15 protein-coding genes are annotated in these 17,199 nt (G+C 59.3%); 8 read left to right on the plus strand and 7 right to left on the minus strand.

The features are described from left to right. Positions 1–120: 120 nt before the first annotated feature. The 3 genes from betB (at position 121) to GOX66_RS11505 (ending at position 5,499) form a co-directional block, all read left to right on the plus strand. The gene (gene betB / locus GOX66_RS11495; RefSeq protein WP_170762723.1) at positions 121–1,575 is read left to right on the plus strand and encodes a betaine-aldehyde dehydrogenase; all 1,455 of its coding nucleotides are present in this window, start codon (positions 121–123) and stop codon (positions 1,573–1,575) included. Between the two features lie 130 nt (positions 1,576–1,705). Beyond that, the gene (locus tag GOX66_RS11500; protein WP_170762725.1) at positions 1,706–4,150 is read left to right on the plus strand and encodes a GcvT family protein; all 2,445 of its coding nucleotides are present in this window, start codon (positions 1,706–1,708) and stop codon (positions 4,148–4,150) included. Further along, positions 4,147–5,499, plus strand: a complete 1,353-nt coding sequence (locus GOX66_RS11505; RefSeq protein WP_170762727.1) for an MmgE/PrpD family protein — start codon at positions 4,147–4,149, stop codon at positions 5,497–5,499. Before GOX66_RS11500 ends, GOX66_RS11505 begins: the two co-directional genes overlap by 4 nt. Positions 5,500–5,571: 72 nt before the next feature. On the opposite strand, the gene GOX66_RS11510 is transcribed toward GOX66_RS11505, so the two are convergent. Genes GOX66_RS11510 through GOX66_RS11530 form a run of 5 tightly spaced genes read right to left on the minus strand, consistent with a single transcriptional unit; the run spans position 5,572 to position 10,202 of the window. Continuing rightward, positions 5,572–7,716 (minus strand): hypothetical protein, encoded by a 2,145-nt coding sequence (locus GOX66_RS11510; protein ID WP_170762729.1) that lies wholly within the window; start codon positions 7,714–7,716, stop codon positions 5,572–5,574. After that, positions 7,713–8,582, minus strand: coding sequence for a flagellar motor stator protein MotA (gene motA / locus GOX66_RS11515; RefSeq protein WP_170762731.1), 870 nt, complete (start codon positions 8,580–8,582; stop codon positions 7,713–7,715). Before motA ends, GOX66_RS11510 begins: the two co-directional genes overlap by 4 nt. A 46-nt stretch (positions 8,583–8,628) precedes the next feature. Continuing rightward, the gene (locus GOX66_RS11520; RefSeq protein WP_170762733.1) at positions 8,629–9,204 is read right to left on the minus strand and encodes a MotE family protein; all 576 of its coding nucleotides are present in this window, start codon (positions 9,202–9,204) and stop codon (positions 8,629–8,631) included. After that, a complete protein-coding gene (locus GOX66_RS11525; RefSeq protein ID WP_170762735.1) occupies positions 9,201–9,695 on the minus strand; it encodes a hypothetical protein in 495 nt (164 codons plus the stop codon). The genes GOX66_RS11520 and GOX66_RS11525 overlap by 4 nt, the downstream gene beginning before the upstream one ends. A gap of 9 nt (positions 9,696–9,704) precedes the next feature. Beyond that, positions 9,705–10,202: a flagellar basal body-associated FliL family protein gene (locus GOX66_RS11530; RefSeq protein WP_170762737.1), complete on the minus strand. Its 498-nt coding sequence runs from the start codon at positions 10,200–10,202 to the stop codon at positions 9,705–9,707. A gap of 119 nt (positions 10,203–10,321) precedes the next feature. Between GOX66_RS11530 and fliF the strand changes: the two genes are divergently transcribed. Genes fliF through fliP form a run of 4 tightly spaced genes read left to right on the plus strand, consistent with a single transcriptional unit; the run spans position 10,322 to position 13,518 of the window. Next, positions 10,322–11,911, plus strand: coding sequence for a flagellar basal-body MS-ring/collar protein FliF (gene fliF, locus GOX66_RS11535; RefSeq protein WP_170762739.1), 1,590 nt, complete (start codon positions 10,322–10,324; stop codon positions 11,909–11,911). Continuing rightward, positions 11,911–12,507: a FliH/SctL family protein gene (locus GOX66_RS11540; RefSeq protein WP_170762741.1), complete on the plus strand. Its 597-nt coding sequence runs from the start codon at positions 11,911–11,913 to the stop codon at positions 12,505–12,507. Before fliF ends, GOX66_RS11540 begins: the two co-directional genes overlap by 1 nt. Then, positions 12,500–12,787 carry a FliM/FliN family flagellar motor switch protein gene (locus GOX66_RS11545; RefSeq protein WP_170762743.1) on the plus strand — a complete coding sequence of 96 codons (288 nt, stop codon included), beginning with the start codon at positions 12,500–12,502 and terminating at the stop codon, positions 12,785–12,787. The genes GOX66_RS11540 and GOX66_RS11545 overlap by 8 nt, the downstream gene beginning before the upstream one ends. Next, positions 12,787–13,518, plus strand: coding sequence for a flagellar type III secretion system pore protein FliP (fliP, locus tag GOX66_RS11550; protein ID WP_170762745.1), 732 nt, complete (start codon positions 12,787–12,789; stop codon positions 13,516–13,518). The genes GOX66_RS11545 and fliP overlap by 1 nt, the downstream gene beginning before the upstream one ends. 4 nt (positions 13,519–13,522) lie before the next feature. Here the strand turns inward: fliP and GOX66_RS11555 are convergent, their stop codons facing one another. Both GOX66_RS11555 and GOX66_RS11560 read right to left on the minus strand, forming a co-directional pair. Continuing rightward, the gene (locus GOX66_RS11555) at positions 13,523–14,974 is read right to left on the minus strand and encodes a sensor histidine kinase (RefSeq protein WP_170762747.1); all 1,452 of its coding nucleotides are present in this window, start codon (positions 14,972–14,974) and stop codon (positions 13,523–13,525) included. Next, complete coding sequence (locus GOX66_RS11560) at positions 14,971–15,708, minus strand: response regulator (RefSeq protein WP_170762749.1); 738 nt, start codon at positions 15,706–15,708, stop codon at positions 14,971–14,973. The genes GOX66_RS11555 and GOX66_RS11560 overlap by 4 nt, the downstream gene beginning before the upstream one ends. Before the next feature lie 220 nt (positions 15,709–15,928). On the opposite strand from GOX66_RS11560, the gene GOX66_RS11565 reads away from it, so the two are divergent. After that, positions 15,929–17,173 carry an ABC transporter substrate-binding protein gene (locus GOX66_RS11565; protein WP_170762751.1) on the plus strand — a complete coding sequence of 415 codons (1,245 nt, stop codon included), beginning with the start codon at positions 15,929–15,931 and terminating at the stop codon, positions 17,171–17,173. Positions 17,174–17,199: the final 26 nt, after the last annotated feature.

Genomic DNA, 17,199 nt, shown 5'->3' on the forward strand with positions numbered 1-17,199 from the left:
ACTCGGCAAGAACCTGCCAGTTCGACGTTTTATTGACTGATCAATCAATAATAGGTAATTGCGAAGAATACACTCCCCGCGCCTGACCCAACCGGCGCATTTGAAGCAAAAGGACCCGCCATGAAGTTTCAGCCCGCGGCCAGCCATTTTATCGACGGCGCATATGTCGAGGACACAAATGGCGCCCCGATCGACGTCATTTATCCAGCGACTGGCGAAGTCATTGCACGACTTCACTCAGCAACGCCTGAGATCGTAAATAAGGCTCTAATTAGCGCTAAATCCGCTCAGGCCGAGTGGGCAGCGCTGTCGGGAACAGAGCGTGGCCGGGTCTTGCGCCGGGCTGCAGACATCATGCGTGAGCGCAATCGCGAGCTGTCGATCCTTGAAACCCATGACACCGGCAAACCGCTTCAGGAAACGCTGGTGGCGGATGCGACCTCGGGTGCGGATGCGTTGGAGTATTTCGGAGGTCTGGCCGCATCCCTGACCGGCGAGCATATCCCGCTGGGTGGCGGGGACTTCGTGTACACTATCCGCGAGGCGCTGGGCGTCTGCGTCGGCATAGGTGCGTGGAACTACCCGACCCAGATCGCTTGCTGGAAAGGTGCGCCGGCGCTGGCCTGCGGCAATACGATGGTGTTCAAGCCGTCGGAAGCCACGCCGTTGTCCGCGCTGCAGGTGGCTGAAATCCTGATCGAGGCCGGTGCCCCCAAAGGCGTCTACAACGTCATTCAGGGCTATGGCGATGTCGGCGCCTCGCTGGTGACTGACCCGCGCGTGGCCAAGGTCTCGCTGACGGGGTCCGTGCCAACAGGCCGCAAAGTCTATGCCGCTGCCGCCGATGGCGTGAAGCATGTGACCATGGAACTGGGGGGCAAGTCCCCGATGATCGTGTTTGAGGACGCGGATATCGAAAATGCCGTGTCGGGCGCGATTCTGGGCAACTTCTATTCCTCGGGCCAGGTCTGTTCTAACGGCACCCGCGTCTTCGTGCAGAAATGCATCAAAGAAGCCTTCCTGAACCGTCTGTCCGAACGTCTGGCAACCGCCAAGATCGGCGATCCGCTGGACGAAGAGGTTAATTTTGGCCCCTTGGTCAGCGAAAACCAGATGAACATTGCACTGGGGTATATCGAAAAGGGTAAGGCCGAGGGCGCACGACTGGTTTATGGTGGTAACCGGATCGAAGGCGATGGCTTCTTCATGCAACCCACTGTATTCGCCGATGTCACCGACGACATGACCATCGCGCGTGAGGAGATCTTCGGCCCGGTCATGTCGGTGCTGGATTTCGACACCGAAGAAGAGGTTCTGACCCGCGCCAATAACACCGAATTTGGTCTGGCTGCCGGTGTGTTCACCAATGACCTGACCCGCGCACACCGTATCGTGGCCGGGTTCGAGGCGGGCACCTGCTATATCAACACCTACAACCTCGCTCCGGTCGAGGCACCGTTTGGCGGGTCGAAAATGTCCGGCGTCGGACGCGAGAACTCGAAACTGGCGATCAACCACTTCAGCGAGATGAAGTCAGTTTATGTTTCGATGAATGACGTCGAAGCGCCCTACTGATTAAAACCGGCCAACCGGGCTCTGTTCCCGACATTTCACGTCGGGAACAGAGCATAAGCTGGCCTTGACCTGTGGCTGACTTTCCTGAAGGGGCGCAACTCCACGCGCCCGCCAGCAGGAGGTCACGCCGATGAAAACCCATGCACAGGCCGTAGTGATCGGAGGGGGTCTTGTCGGCTGCTCGATCCTCTACCACCTGGCCAAGCTCGGCTGGACAGATGTTGTCTTGCTGGAGCGCGATGAGTTGACCAGCGGCTCGACCTGGCACGCGGCGGCCAACATTCACGGGTTGCACGACAACAACAACATCACCCGCATCCAGCACTATACGATGAACCTGTATAAGGAACTGGAGCAGGAAACCGGGCAGGGTTGTGGCGTGTTCCAGCCCGGTTCGCTCTATCTGGCGCAGACGGAAAACCGCGAACATCAGCTACGCCTGCAGGAGGCCAAGGCAAGGTTCTACGGTCTGAACTTCTATGAGGTCAGCCGTGAACAGGCGATGGAGCTACACCCGCTGGCGCAGTTCGATGACATCCGCTGCATCATGTATGAACCCGATGGCGGCAACGTGGACCCTTCGGGCGTTACCATGGCCTACGCTGCCGGCGCGCGGGCGATGGGAGCGGAAATTGAGCGGTTTTGCCCTGTAATAGGGACTGAACAGCAATCTGATGGCTCGTGGATCGTGCGTACCGAAAAGGGTGACATTCACACGCAGTGGGTGGTCAATGCCGGGGGCCTCTGGGGGCGCGAGGTGGCTGATCTGGCCGGGATCGAACTGCCGCTTCAACCAACCGAGCATCAGTATTTCGTCACCGAGACGATTGATGAAGTTGCAGAACTGGGCCGTCGCCTGCCGTCCATCGCGGATCGGGATGGCGAGTATTATTTCCGTCAGGAAGGCAACGGCCTGCTGATCGGGGCTTATGAGAAAGACATGCGGTTCTGGGCTGAAAACGGCACGCCGCTGGACTTCGCCCATGACCTGTTCCCGGACGATCTGGACCGCATCATGGAGAACGTCATCCGCGCCACGGAACGCGTGCCAGTCGCGGCCACCGCAGGCGTCAAGCGGGTGATCAACGGCCCGATGATCTGGTCGCCGGACTCAAATGCTATCTGGGGGCCGGTGCCGGAGTTGAAGAACTACTTCTGCTGCACCGGTATCATCCCCGGCTTTTCGCAATCTGGTGGCCTTGGCCTATTGGCGGCGCAGTGGATGGTCGAGGGTGAGCCGCAATATGACATGTTCGCTTGGGATCTGGCACGGTTTGGCGACTGGGCGGACAAAAAATTCACCAAAGCGCGGGTCGAAGACGTTTATACGCACCGTTTCGCAATCCATTTCCCGAATGAGGAACGCAGCGCCGGGCGTCCGGCGCGTGTGCGTCCGGCCTATGAGATGCAAAAGGATATGGGCGGCGTCTTTGGTCTGAACTGTGGCTGGGAACACCCGCTGTGGTTCGCCGATCAGCCCGGAGTGAGCGAATCCAACGGTTTCACCCGTCAGAACTGGTGGGAGCCGGTCGGGCGCGAAGCGCAGATGCTGCGGGACCATGTCGGCGTCATTGATATCTCGAACTTCGCCAATTACGTGATTAAAGGCCCCGGCGCTTACGACTGGCTGGACCGCTTGGTCGCCAATCGGGTGCCAATCGAGGTCGGCCGTTCGTGCCTGACCCCGCTGATCTCTGTACGCGGCGGTGTCGCTGGCGACTTCACCATAACCAAGGTTGCCGACAATGAATACATGATGATCGGCTCGGGCATGGCCGAACGCTACCACCAACGGTTCTTTAACATGGTCGATCTGCCCGAGGGAACAACATTTGAGGTCGCCACCAACCGCATTGCAGGGTTCAACGTGGCCGGGCCAAAATCGCGTGAGCTGTTGCAACGGCTGACTAATGCGGACCTCTCGAAAGACGGTTTCCGGTTCATGCGGTCCCGCACCATCGACGTCGCCGGAGTCACCTGCCTCGCCATCCGCGTCAGCTTTACCGGTGATCTGGGGTGGGAACTGCATTGCGCCGAAGAAGATCAAATCAGGCTCTATTCCGTGCTATTGGAAGCTGCGAAAGCAATTGGCGGCGGCCCGGTCGGTGGCCGCGCTCTTGGCACATTGCGTATCGAAAAAGGTTACGGTTCCTGGGGCCGCGAATATTCTCAGGAGTATTGGCCGCAAGAGGTCGGGCTGGCGGGCCTGATCAAGCTGGACAAGGACTTCCTGCACAAAGACGCCTATCTGTCCGTCAAGGACAACACCCCGCGCGAGGTTCTGTCGATCTTTGAGGTCGAGGTGACCGATGCAGATGCCACCGGCGGTGAGCCTATCTTTACGCCCGACGGCACTCCGGTAGGACGTGTAACCTCGGGGGCGTACGGGTATTCGGTCGGGAAATCGCTGGCGATCGGGTATGCAGATCCCAAAGTGGCGCAGCCCGGTGATACGGTCGAGGTCTTTATTCTGGGCAAGCCGCATAAGGCCAAACTGCTGGCCGAGCCTCCGTTCGATCCGGCAGGCCATCGCCTGCGTGATGTTCAGACTGCGATTCCGGAGCCAGTCAAATGACAGCCACCTTTGACCGCGTCGCCGATTTCGCCCTGAACCGCAGCGCGGAAGAAATGCCTGACAGTGCCAAAGAAGCCGCAGCGCTGATGATGCTGGACACGATGGGCATTCTGATCGCTTCCGGCCCGATGGAGGCCGGTGTGATCGCGCGCGACACGGCGGCTTTGCTCTATGCCAGCACCGATCCGGCTTATAGCGCTCGGATGATGTTCGATGGCCGTGTGGTCAGTATGGCGGGGGCAGCTTACGCCGCGGCGACGCAGACCGACAATCTGGATGGGCATGACGGTTATAACCCGACCAAAGGCCATATAGGTGTCGTGGTTCTGCCGACACTGATCGCTCTTGCTGAGCACTGCCCGGGTCTGACCGGCCCCGAGGCGTTGGCTGCGGTAATCACCGGATACGAAATCGCAGGGCGCGCGGGATTGTCCCTGCACGCATCGGTCAGTGATTATCACACCTCTGGCGCGTGGAACGCGTTGGGTGTGGTGGCCATGGCCGCGCGGCTGCGCAGGCATTCACCCGAACAGATGCGGCAGGCGATGGGCATTGCCGAATATCATGGCCCGCGCAGCCAGATGATGCGAGAGATTGCTAATCCGACGATGCTGCATGACGGATCAGGCTGGGGGGCTTTGGTTGGCATGTCTTCGGCCATCCTGGCCGAACGCGGATTTATCGGCGCGCCCGCCATCACGATCGAGGCAGAAACCGCCGCTGCGCATTGGGCCGATCTGGGCCGGTTCTGGCAGGTCGAGCACCAATATGTAAAACCCTATCCGATCTGCCGTTGGGCACATGCCGCCATAGACGGGGTTCGTGCTGTGATGCGGGATAACAATTTGCGTCACGCGCAAATCCAGTCCATTCACATCAACAGTTTCCACGAGGCGGCCTGTTTGTATGCCGGTATGCCGGGTACGACATCCCAGGCGCAGTACTCCCTGCCTTTCGCCGTCGCCGTGCAGACCATTTACGGCAGAATCGGGGTCGAACATATTTCCGGTGCGGGGTTGTCAGACCCGGCAGTGGCAAAGTTGATGTCGCGCATCCACGTCGCTGAAAGCGACCGGCATAACCGACGTTTCCCACAGGGGCGTTGGGCCGACGTCAGTTTAAAAACCACCGATGGGCGCATTTTAGAGTCGGGAGATGTCAATGCGCGCGGTGGACCCGAAGCCCCCATTAGTCGCGATGAAGTAATCGAAAAATACGCCGAATTCGCAAACCCGGTCATCGGTCCCGCACGCGCTGACGCGATCCGTACGGCAATACTGGGCTGGGTAAACCCAGGTTCTCGATACTCGGGCCTGTCGCCTCTCCTGTTTGATCCGTCAGATAATTGAACCGGGTCCAACCCGCGATTCTACAGGTTCGCTCGGCCACTTTTTCTGGCACATTTGTGAAAGAAAGGGTGCTCACTCCTGCTCTAGCGCTGCAAGCAATTCAGCTATCTTTTGCCTTGTTTCCTGACTGTCCTGCAGCAGATTGGCCGCATCTGCCAGCGGCTTCTCCGGCAACCGGGATGGCGGTTCCGACAAGTCTTGTGTTGCCTGAATGATCTGACCAAATTTCGCTCCGACTTCCGTGTTAACCTCGTTCAGCCTGTCGGACAGCCAGAACAACCTGTTCACCTCATCCAAGTGCCCCGAGGTGCGCAGCAGGTCGCCTGCCACCGCAAACTCACCTGTAGCGCGCATTGCCTCTGCCCGCAGCAAAACGGCCTCATCCGAGGAATCGTCGGCCAGCTCAAGCATTGCCTGATGAGGGCGCTTGTCCAGCAGAGCTGCCCTTGCCCGAATCCGTGCGCGTTCGTTTCGCCTGATTGTGTCCTGTGGTCGTTTGGCCAAGGTCAAGGCAGGTTTAGAAAACCCAAGCGAGGCCAACCTGTCTGCCACGGTAATCGCCGTATCGGTTGTCAGTCCCTGATAATGTGTTTTCGACAAACTCAAAACGCGCCGCAGGAAGGTGGCGTCGTCGGCCCGTTCGGCCAGGATCAGAACTACGCGGTTCAAAGTTTCTACGCTTTCGGCATCCTCCGGCATGTCAGCCAACAGATCCAGAGCCGGGTCGAATTCGTGACCAAGGCTCAGGGCGACGGCATGTGTTCGCTGCATCAGGGGTCCGATTTCGGATCTGCGAAACTCAACAGTATAAGATTCGGCAAGATCTATGTCCTGCGGTGAAACCGCGCCGCGTTCCAACCACCGTTTTTCGACCAGGCGCGCCAAGGCCATGGGGGCCTCCAACGCTGCATCAGAGGCCGTAATAACATCTTTCAGCAAAGCTTCGGTTTGGGCGGCGTCGCCTTCGGCCGTAGCCACTTTGGCCTTGGCTTGCTCCACGCTTGGGCTTGGCTGCGTTTCGACGCGGGCCACCGAGCGCAGGACACGCCGGGCGGCCTCCACTTCCTGTGCCTCCACCAGGATATCCGAGAGCGGCGGTCCAACATGACGCCGAAGGTGCACCGGAAGGCGTGCGAAAGTCTGTTCAATCGCAGCAAGATCGGCGCCCCCCTGCAATCGGCCTTCGGTCAGAGCTGCCCATAGGGCTGCATCGCTTTTGCAGCGCTGAAGTCCCGCAAACGGGTTCGGGCCGGACAGGTTACTGTCGTCCAGAACGCGCGCGATAGTCGATATTCGGTCAGTTTCCGCCGAGTGTTCCCCTAGCAGTTCAAGCGCCTTCAACGCTTCGGTGCCAAACCCGAAATAGGTGTAGAGCTTTGCCAATTTCAGGACGTTTGCCTTGTCGATGACATCAAATTCGCGATACAGCCCGGATCGAAGTTCTGCGGTTTGTTCAGGGAACGGACGCTTGTCGGTCCAACTGTCAAAGCCTAACTCTGCACTGGATATGCAGGGGGGCTTCTTCTCCAGCTGCGGAATGTCCGGGCCCAACAGGCCGTTCAGGTCGTCCAGCACCGACGTCACACTGATGTTCATTTCCATTCCGGATGGAACCAGCAGGCTTTGATTGGCTGTGGATGCCCTTGGTCCCACAGGGGCAATGTTCAGGTCAACGATGCCGCGATCGGCACCTTGCAACAGGCGCATCGCTAACTGATCCTCAAATCCCTCCGCATTCAAAGTCAACAGAGGCAGCGCCGGTAAGTCCAATGTCCGCGCTGAGGTCACAGGCGTTACGTCAAGAGAAGCTTTGGGCTGAGCCGGGGATGGAATGTCACTGGTAAGCGGAGGCGGGAACCTTCCCGGTGCGATATCTACGACAATCATGGTTTTTCTGAACAAAAAGGCAGAAGCAACACAGTCGCAGCCAAACTCCATCTGCAATGCGGCACCCGGTTTCGGCTGCGAAATGGTGGCCAGTCGATTTTCGGTCAGGCGCTGAAAGACGGATCCGGTCTGAAAGGTCACGTTATCCAGCGCCACATTCAATTGCGCGCCATTCTTTGACTGCTTCAACACCCAACCGGTGTCCGGCGGAACCTGAACGACAAGCCTTGTATACCCATCATGCTCACCCGAGCGCACGGTCACCTCCCGCGCTGCGGCGCCGGTTGCGGCCGCAATCAGGGATGAAATGAGGACTGCTACCCGGATCATGCCGCCGCCTGTTTGAGTTCTTTCAGGGCGTCTTCAAGCTCGGTGAAATCCGGTCGGTTATGCGTTGGGGTATTCTGGCGTCCGACCTCAATGCACATGGCAGCGTTGTGATTGTGCAGATTGGCGACCAGAACCTCTTTGATCAACTGATAGAAATGGTTGTCTTCTTCGACCACGGCCTTCAGTTTGCCCGCGAAGGGACCGACCAGACCATAGGCCAGAAACACCCCCAGAAACGTACCGACCAGAGCGCCGCCGATCAGTTTGCCCAGCACTTCGGGCGGCTGGTCTATGGACCCCATCGTTTTGATTACGCCCAGAACAGCAGCCACGATTCCCAGCGCAGGCAGACCGTCGGCAACAGTTTGCAAGGCGTGGCTGGAGTGCATTGCGTGGTGGAAATTCGCCTCCATTCTTTTTTCCAGCACTTCTTCCACCTGATGTGGATCGTCGTAATTCATCGACGCCGACCGCATCGTATCGCAAATCAGGTCCACGGCCTCTTTATCGGATTGAATTTTGGGATAGGCCGAGAACAGCGACGAATTCTCGGGATCCTCGATATGTTGTTCAACCTCAACCGGGTTGGCTTTGGCAATACGGATCAGCGAAAACAACAGGCACAGCAGATCGCGATAATCCTCTGGCTTCCATTTTGGACCCTTGAATACTTTGCCCATGTCCTTGGCCGTGTGTTTAACGGCGCTCATGTCGTTGCTGATCAGAAACGCACCGACAGCGGCGCCGCCGATCATCATCATCTCAAAAGGAAGCGATTTCAGAATGATGGCCATCTTACCGCCCGCAGCCAGATAGCCACCGAACACCATGGCGAAAATGACAACAATTCCGATAAGTCCGATCATGGGTGATCTCCAGCAAATTCCAATGCGGGGTTGAAAGACATGGGCGTTATTCCTGAGGTGCCGACGCGTTGCGCCCGGCCATGATCACACTGATCGTATAGGCGGCTTCGGGGCTCAGACCGGCCAGAACACCTGCTGCTGCATCCGGGGGCATGCGCGACAGGAAACCGGCTGCGAATGTCGGGTCCATCGTTTCGAACAGGGCCGCGGCGTCTTTAGGCTTCATGCTCTGATAGACGTCGGTCAGGCGCGTCAGATCATTTTCAGCTGCCTTTTCGGCGATGGCGAGGGTTGCACGCAGAGCATCCTCAGCCTCTTGCAGCGCAACCAGACGGGTCTCGATAGCCTCGTCAGCGATGGCAAGCGCCTTTTCTTTGTCTATCGCGGCAGCCTCGCGTTGTTTCAGCGCCTCCTCCCGGCGCAGCAATTCCGTCAGCAGCACCTGCGCTCCGGGTAATTCACCATGAGGCTGACCGGAATCGGGTCGGGACGGCTCGGCGGTTTTTGCCAGCGCAGGTCCGGCTTCGAAACCAATGCGAATCACGGCAGATCCGATCATCAGCAAGGAAATGAGGGCAAGTACGCCGCCTTTAGGTCTATTTTTTGCTGGATTGCCCGTCATGTCGCGACCTCGCCGCGACTGCGGTCATGCCGAAAGAACATCAATCCGCCAGGACGCTTGGCCTGCGTGGTGGTGGATGTTTCCTCTGCTTCAGGCTCGCCAGGTTCCTCAAAGGCTGTGGGCATCTGCTGAGATCCGTCAGAAAGTTCGGACTCAGCTTCCGCCTCTGGTTTCGGCTCTGTAGTTTTCTGAGCGGCGTCTTCCTGCGGAACGACGTCATGCATGGACGCCATCATCAGCTCCAGACGCTGTGCGACCGTCTCAGCCTGTTCAGTCAGATCCTTCAAAACCGCGCCAGACTGATCCGAAGCGTCCCGCGCCGAATCCAGCGATTTCTTCAATTCATCGGCCTGAGTCGACAATACGGCAACCGCCCCGCCCACGCCCTTTTCCAGATCGGTGAATCGCTTCAGCCGCCGGGACAGCACGAAACAGTAAAGACCCGCACCCAGCGCGCCGGCGACCAGCAAAATATCTGCAATCAGCTCCAACTTCGCCTCCTAGTTCAAAACGAATTCCATCACGAGAACATCGCGCACGCGGCCTTCTCCGACGACGATTTCCATGCGGCGCAGCAGGTGTCCGCGGATGCGCATAAGGGCCAGTGAATCCTCAAGGTCAGATACTTCGAGTGCGCGCAGATACCCGTTCAGAACGTCCATGATTCGCGGTTTCATCTTTTCCACATCGGTGATGTGGCCAGTGTTCACTTCCAGCTGGGCATGAAATTTCAGGTGACGTGAATTGCCCGCGTTCACGGAAACAATTACCGGAGGAAGATCGACAAACCCCACCTGCGGCAGCGCCTTCACAGCTTTACCTTTTTCCGTCTCTCCGGCTTCGCCTGCCGCGGGCATGCCGCCATAGGGCAACAAACCGGAGGTGGTCAGGAAATACCCGCCAGCAGCCCCGGCCAACGCCAGAATCACTCCGATGATCACCCGCTTTTTCCCAGGTTTTTCCGGGGTATCTGCCTGTTCTGCAGTCGCGTCAGTCATGACGTCCTCATTTGTCCGATCTGCAAACGTCTTAACCCGGCAGGGACTAACCGATTGTTAAGGGCAATCGTCCAAACAGGGGATGAGCCGGACAGAATGTCGGCGAGTCGGAGGTGAGCGTGCAGCAGATCGGAACTGTCTGGGCAAGTTTGGACAGGCGTAAACAAATTATCGTCGCTGGTGCAGTCGTGCTGGTTTTTCTTGGAGTCCTTGCGATGTCCCGTCTGGTGACGGCGCCTTCGATGACCCTGCTATATGCGGGGCTGGAAAGCGGTGCGGCGGGGGATATCGTCCGTTCACTGGATCAGCGCGGGGTACCGTATGAGATTCGCGGCGGCTCTATCTATGTGCCCGGGTCGCAGCGGGATGAGCTGCGCATGACCCTGGCCAGCGAAGGCCTGCCAGCCAACGGAAACCGGGGATATGAGCTGCTGGATTCCCTCAGCGGGTTTGGCACCACGTCGCAGATGTTCGATGCCGCCTATTGGCGCGCGAAAGAAGGCGAACTGGCCCGCACCATCGTTGGCAGCCCGCATGTCAGCCAGGCGCGCGTTCATATCGCCAACGGGTCGACCAACCCGTTTCAGCGCAGCGTGGCACCGACGGCCTCGATCTACCTGGTACCATCAGGCGCGCAGATCACATCCGATCAGGCCAAAGCGGTCCGGTTTTTGATTGCTTCAGCGGTCAGTGGGTTGGCACCTGAAAATGTCGCGGTGATCGATTCGAATGGGGCGGTGATTGGGGCGCAAGAAACCGCGGTTGCCGCGGATACGGCGGATGACAAGGCCCGCCAGCTACGCGAACGGGTTTTGCGGCTGGTCGAGGCGCGTGTTGGGGCCGGGAACGCGGTGGTCGAGGTCAGTGTTGATACGGTGACCAAAACCGAATCCATCCGCGAACGCCGCTTTGATCCCAAAGGGCGCGTGGCCATCAGCACCGATACCGAGGAACGGTCGGACAGCGCCCGCAACCAGTCCGCCGATGTCACTGTCGCCTCAAACCTGCCCGACGGCGATGGTGCCGGAGGCGACGAATCGAATTCCAACGCGACGCAAACGCGAGAACGGGTGAATTACGAAGTCTCAGAGACTGAGCATGAGGTGCACAAGGCCCCCGGTGCGATAAAACGTCTGACGGTGGCGGTTCTGGTGAACGGGACTCGTTCTGTGGATGCCGCCGGGGTTGAAGCCTTTGTGCCAATGCCCGAGGCAGAGATGGAAGCGCTGAAAGAACTGGTGGCTTCGGCCGTGGGGTTCGATTCGGACCGCGGAGATGTCATCACGCTGAAATCGCTGGACCTGCCGGTTGTTGAGCCGCAGGGGACGCTGGCCTCAGCTTCCATCTGGCAGAAGGTGCATTTCGATGCGATGTCTCTGATCCAGATGGCGGTACTGGCGATTGTCTCGCTGGTACTCGGGCTGTTCGTGATCCGTCCAATTCTGACGAAATCGGCCTTGGCCCCGGCGCTGCTACCTGCCGGTATCGCGCCCGAGCCCGATTCCTATCTGACCGGAGAGATTGCGACAGAGGAAGGCGGGCAATTCACCTCATTGCCGGGGCAGGCACCTGCCGGCGACGTTCCGGCGCTAGCAGCACAATCCGGCGCTGATCCGGTAGATCGGCTGCGCGCGATGATTGGGGACAAGCAGGAAGAGACCGTCGAAATCCTGCGCAGCTGGCTGGAAGAAGGCGAGGAGCGTGTGTGATGTCGATAGCCCATCTTCTTGAGGATTTCACCCAGCAGGCCGGGGGCGGCAAGCTGCACCTGTTGGACGAGGACGCGTTGGAGGAACAACGGCTGGCCGCCTTTGAACAAGGCTATAGCGCCGGTTGGGAGGATGCCATTCAGGCGCAGGAACAAAACCGGGGCCAGATGTCGGCCGAACTGGGGAAATCGCTCGAGGATATGTCCTTTACTTATCATGAGGCCATCACCCGCATGGGCCTGTCGCTGGAGCCGATGTTCCGGAGTCTGGTGCAAGTTGTCCTGCCCGAGACGCTGGACCGTGGCTTTGCCACGCGGCTGGTTGAACAGTTGACGGAAATGGCGCGCGAACAGATTGGCCAGCCAATGCAGATTTTTGTGCCCAATGGCCGCGCGGGCGAGGTGGAATGTCTGCTACCGCAGGACCTGTCCGCACCTACCCGTGTGATCGAAGATCCTTCGCTGGAGGTCGGGCAGGCGCGGCTGCAGGTCGGCACGTCTCAGCGCGAGGTGGATTGCGGCGATCTGCTCGCATCGGTCGCAGCGGTATTCGATGCATATGTATTTGAGGCAAAAGAGGCAGTGAGCAATGAGTGATCAGAATTCGCTAAAACCCGAAAAATCCAACCCCTTCGAAGCTGTCCCGATTGAGGTCACAGTCTCGGTCGGTCGGGCACGCCCGCTGATCCGCGATTTGCTGAACATGGGCGAGAATGCCGTGCTGACGCTGGACAAACGGATTGAAGATCCTGTCGACCTTTATGTGGGCGATCAACTGGTCGCCCGTGGCTTGCTGGAAGAGATGGAGGGCGATCAGGCAGGTCAACTTGCGGTGCGCCTGACGGAAATCGCGGACCTGCAGAACGGGATCGGCTGATGCGTTACCAGCTTTGGTTGGTCGTCGTATTTGCGGTGCTGACGCCATCCTTTGCCGTGGCGCAGGAATTGTCGCTGTCACTAGGCGAAGGCGGGTCAATTTCTGCGCGGACCATACAATTGATCCTGCTGATCACCGTGCTCAGCCTTGCGCCGGGGCTGGCGATCATGATCACCTGCTTTCCGTTTCTGATCACGGTTCTGGCGATCCTGCGGCAGGGCATCGGATTGCAGCAATCGCCCCCCAACATGCTGATTGTCAGCCTCGCGATGTTCCTGACTTACTTCATCATGGAGCCTGTCTTTACCGAGGCCTGGACAACCGGCATCCGACCGATGGTCGAGGAAACGATGGAGGTGGAACCGGCGCTGGAGCGCGCGCTGCAACCGTTCCGCGCGTTCATGGCGGCTCGGTTGGATCCCGACACGTTTCACGCCATGGCGGCCCTGCGACCCGGGGGCGATGCGATCGCCGTGTCCGCAAATGCGCCACTTTCGATCCTGATGCCGTCCTTCATGCTGTCCGAGATTGCGCGGGCCTTTCAAATCGGGTTTCTGATTTTCCTGCCGTTTCTGATCATCGATCTGGTGGTTGCGGCGGTACTCATGTCGATGGGCATGATGATGGTGCCCCCCGCGACGGTATCGCTGCCATTCAAGCTGGCCTTTTTCGTCATCGCAGATGGATGGTCTTTGATAGCAGGGGCTCTTGTGCGCAGCTACATGACCTGATGGGTTATTGCCGGGTTATCTGCAATCGCGCACGCAGGCCCTGATCCCCGGCCTCGAAATTCAGTGAACCGCCATGCTGCTCGGCAACGGTCGCGGCGATTGTCAGGCCCAAACCGAACCCGTCGGAAGACCCTGTGTTAGAGCCGCGTTGAAATGGAGCCATGAGGGCTTCGATATCCGACACGGACAGATCGGTGCCTTTGTCTTCAACGGTGATCGTGGCCGTCTGTGCATCGGTTTCCAGCTGCAGCTCGGCGTGCCGCCCGTATTTCAGCGCGTTGTCGATCAGGTTGGTCAATGCCCGCTTTAACGAAATGGGACGCCCGATGATCAGTATACGCCGCGTTTCCGGCAGTGATCCATGCCCCCGTCGCGACATGAAGACCGACGGCGCGCCCTCGACCGCGACCGGGTCAATCTTTTTCAGCGTTACCGGGAGATCCATGTCCTGATAATCCGCGACCAGAGACTCGACCAGCGAGGTCAGGGATATCTGACGGGGTTCTTCGACGCTGAGTTCGGACCGCGTGTATGTCAGGACGCTTTCGATCATACCCGTCATCTGGTCCACATCAGCCTCGAGCTTTTCGCGCAGTTCGTCATCGGGGATAAGCGCCGCGCGCAGCCGGACCCGTGTGGCAGGTGTACCCAGATCGTGGCTGACACCGGACAGCACAGTAGCGCGTTTTTCCAACTGCGCACGCTCGGCGTCCAGATGGTCATTCACGGCGGATACGATGTCGCGCAATTCGGCTGGACCATCTGCATCATAGCTGTTCGGCCCGCCACGGCGTTTGCGGCCGCGCAGAGCGCTGGAAAACCGGGCAAAGCTGTCCGAGACATTGCCGACCGATGTAAGAATGACCGCCAAAGCAACAATAGCGGCCAGAGCGGCGGGCAGGCGCAGATCAGCAGGGGCGGCGTTGCAGCCCCAGATATCGGTCCCGTCCACCTGCTGCCAGGCATTGCGCCCATACCGCGCGATCAGGATCGGTTCGCTGCAATATGTGGCCAGAAGACGGGTCAGGTTGCCCATCTTCTCGGGGCCGGTCTGATCGATACCCGACAGGATGTCGGATACCGGGTAAACCAGCCGGTCGGACATCACGGCCAGCGTCAGTTCGCGCCCGGACAGCGGTGCGGAACTGTCGGTCAGGATCGACAGGTTGGTGACGAAGCTGCGGTCTGAAAAACCCGGCAATTGCTGGAACTGGCCTGCATCGGCCAGCCGTGCCGATGCAGGGGGTAAAGCAGTAATCGTCATACCATCTGGTGGAGCTTTGCCGACCCGCAGTTCCTCGTAGACGGCAAACCCGGCAACATAGGCGCGGGTCAGAAAGTCATCCCACGCGCGGGCCGACGCAAACCATAACCCCGCAGACAGCAGCCCAGAAGCGAAGGCCGTCAAAGTCCAGATCCAGCCCAGGCTGCGCAAGCGCGGCGCGCGCGACGTCATGCGCCCTCTTCCACTGAGACCTCGGCTGCAAAGACATAGCCGACCCCGCGTTCGGTGCGCAGCATTTGCGGGTCTTTCGGGTTTGTCTCGATCTTGGAGCGCAGCCGCCCGACCAGCATGTCAATGGCGCGCCCTTGTGCCTCGGGCTTGTCGCTGCTGCCGGTGACATCCAGCGCGGCCGCGATTTCATCGCGGGTCAGGGGGATATGCGGATTGGCCAGCAGCACTTTGAGCAGCGCGGTTTCCCGTTGCGACAGGGACACCAGATAACCTTCGGGCGAGTGCACCTCATCCCGTTTGCCGTCATAGAGCCAGCCGTCAAAGCGAAAGGTCCTGGTGCGACGGCGATAGGCCAGCGACGGCGTGCGTCGGGCGCGCTGCATCACCGCGCGCACACGGGCCAGCAACAGCTGTGGATTGAATGGCTTGGCGATGTAATCGTCGGCGCCGACCTCATAGCCTGCCATACGCTGATGATCGGCAGACAGGGCCGAGACCAGAATGATCGGAACATCCTGTTCCGCACGCAGGCGGGCGCAGATATCGACGCCGTTTTCGTCGCCGAGCATCACGTCCAGCAGGATCAGGTCGATCCGGCCCGCCGTCAGATGCGCGCGGATTTCACTTTCGGAACTGGCGGGCAGGGCGATGAAACCGTTCTGGTGCAGGAACTGGGTCATCATCGACCGCATATCGGGATCGTCATCCACCACCAACAGCCGCGGTATGCTCACTCTGTTTGTCCTCACGGTTTCTGCCCTTTTGGTGCCGTCAATTGTAACGAACGGAAACAGATTCAATGTCAACGTAACACGCTGTAACAAAAGCGGTGAAAAATTGGGCCGCAACCGGGGTTTACCCCGGATTGCGCGTTGCCAGATGGTGATCTGGTCTCAGAATGGAGGGCATCGCTGCTTTTTGGCAGTCTTCGAATTTCCAGGGAGGAAACAGGAAATGAAACGTTTTGCATTTGCCACCGTATCGACTCTGGCCGTTGTGGCCGGGTCGTCGGTATTGGCCGAACCGCAGGCCGAAGTGCTGCATTGGTGGACGTCGGGCGGTGAGGCCAAGTCGGTCGCGGTTCTGCAGGAAGAGTTCGCCTCGAACGGCGGTACCTGGACAGATATGCCCGTTGCCGGTGGTGGTGGCGACGCCGCGATGACCGCTCTGCGTGCCCGTGTTCTGGCCGGAAACGCGCCGACTGCCGTCCAGCTGAAAGGCCCGGCCATTCAGGAGTGGTACGAAGAAGGTGTTCTGGCCGACATCTCAAATGTGGCCGAGGCCGAGGGATGGGCGGATGTTCTGCCAGCGTCGATCGCTGGTCACATGCAGTGTGACGGCACGTGGTGCGCTGCACCCGTGAACGTGCACCGCATCGATTGGATTTGGGCGAATGCCGACGTACTGGCCGCCAACGGTATCGAAATGCCCACCACCTGGGATGAATTCAACGCCGCGGCTGAAAAGCTGCAGGCCGCGGGCGTGATCCCGCTGGCGCATGGCGGTCAGGCGTGGCAGGACGCCACCGTTTTCGAAGCGGTTGCTCTGGGTCTGGGTGGGCCTGAGTTCTATCAGAAAGCTCTGGTTGATCTCGATCCCGAGGCGCTGACGTCCGACACCATGGTTCAGGTCTTTGACCAGATGCGCACTCTGCGCGGTTACGTGGACGAGAACTTTTCGGGCCGCGACTGGAACCTTGCCACCGCCATGGTGATGAATGGTGAGGCGGCTTTCCAGATCATGGGCGACTGGGCCAAGGGTGAGTTCCTGGCCGCTGGCAAGACCCCCGGCGAAGATTTCCTGTGCGCCTCGACCCCCGGCGACGGATATCTGTACAACGTCGACAGCTTTGCCATGTTCGAAGTGGAGGGTGACGACAACCGCGCTGGTCAGGAACTGCTGGCCAAGCTGATCGTTGCGCCGAACTTCCAGGAAGTGTTCAACCTGAACAAGGGCTCGATCCCAGCGCGGACAGACGTGGCACTGGATGCGTTTGACATCTGCGCCAAGATCTCGGCCGAAGATATGGGCTCGACCTCGGCGGGTGGTTCGCTGCTGCCTTCCTATGCCCACGGCATGGCACTGCGTGGGTCGCAGGCTGGTGCGATCACGGATGTTGTGACCGCGCATTTCAACTCGGATATGTCCTCGGCTGACGCGGTGCAGCAACTGGCGGACGCAGTGGCCAACAGCTACTGATCCCACACGCTCTGCCCCTATAATGC

Source organism: Ruegeria lacuscaerulensis (genome assembly GCF_013031245.1).
Taxonomy (GTDB): domain Bacteria; phylum Pseudomonadota; class Alphaproteobacteria; order Rhodobacterales; family Rhodobacteraceae; genus Ruegeria; species Ruegeria lacuscaerulensis_C.

Coding starts and splice junctions, on each gene's coding strand:
- GOX66_RS11520 (WP_170762733.1), bottom strand. CDS start 9,204: ATGACGGGCAATCCAGCAAAAAATAGACCTAAAGGCGGCGTACTTGCC.
- GOX66_RS11505 (WP_170762727.1), top strand. CDS start 4,147: ATGACAGCCACCTTTGACCGCGTCGCCGATTTCGCCCTGAACCGCAGC.
- betB (WP_170762723.1), top strand. CDS start 121: ATGAAGTTTCAGCCCGCGGCCAGCCATTTTATCGACGGCGCATATGTC.
- GOX66_RS11555 (WP_170762747.1), bottom strand. CDS start 14,974: ATGACGTCGCGCGCGCCGCGCTTGCGCAGCCTGGGCTGGATCTGGACT.
- GOX66_RS11530 (WP_170762737.1), bottom strand. CDS start 10,202: ATGACTGACGCGACTGCAGAACAGGCAGATACCCCGGAAAAACCTGGG.
- motA (WP_170762731.1), bottom strand. CDS start 8,582: ATGATCGGACTTATCGGAATTGTTGTCATTTTCGCCATGGTGTTCGGT.
- GOX66_RS11565 (WP_170762751.1), top strand. CDS start 15,929: ATGAAACGTTTTGCATTTGCCACCGTATCGACTCTGGCCGTTGTGGCC.
- GOX66_RS11510 (WP_170762729.1), bottom strand. CDS start 7,716: ATGATCCGGGTAGCAGTCCTCATTTCATCCCTGATTGCGGCCGCAACC.
- GOX66_RS11500 (WP_170762725.1), top strand. CDS start 1,706: ATGAAAACCCATGCACAGGCCGTAGTGATCGGAGGGGGTCTTGTCGGC.
- fliP (WP_170762745.1), top strand. CDS start 12,787: ATGCGTTACCAGCTTTGGTTGGTCGTCGTATTTGCGGTGCTGACGCCA.
- GOX66_RS11545 (WP_170762743.1), top strand. CDS start 12,500: ATGAGTGATCAGAATTCGCTAAAACCCGAAAAATCCAACCCCTTCGAA.
- GOX66_RS11540 (WP_170762741.1), top strand. CDS start 11,911: ATGTCGATAGCCCATCTTCTTGAGGATTTCACCCAGCAGGCCGGGGGC.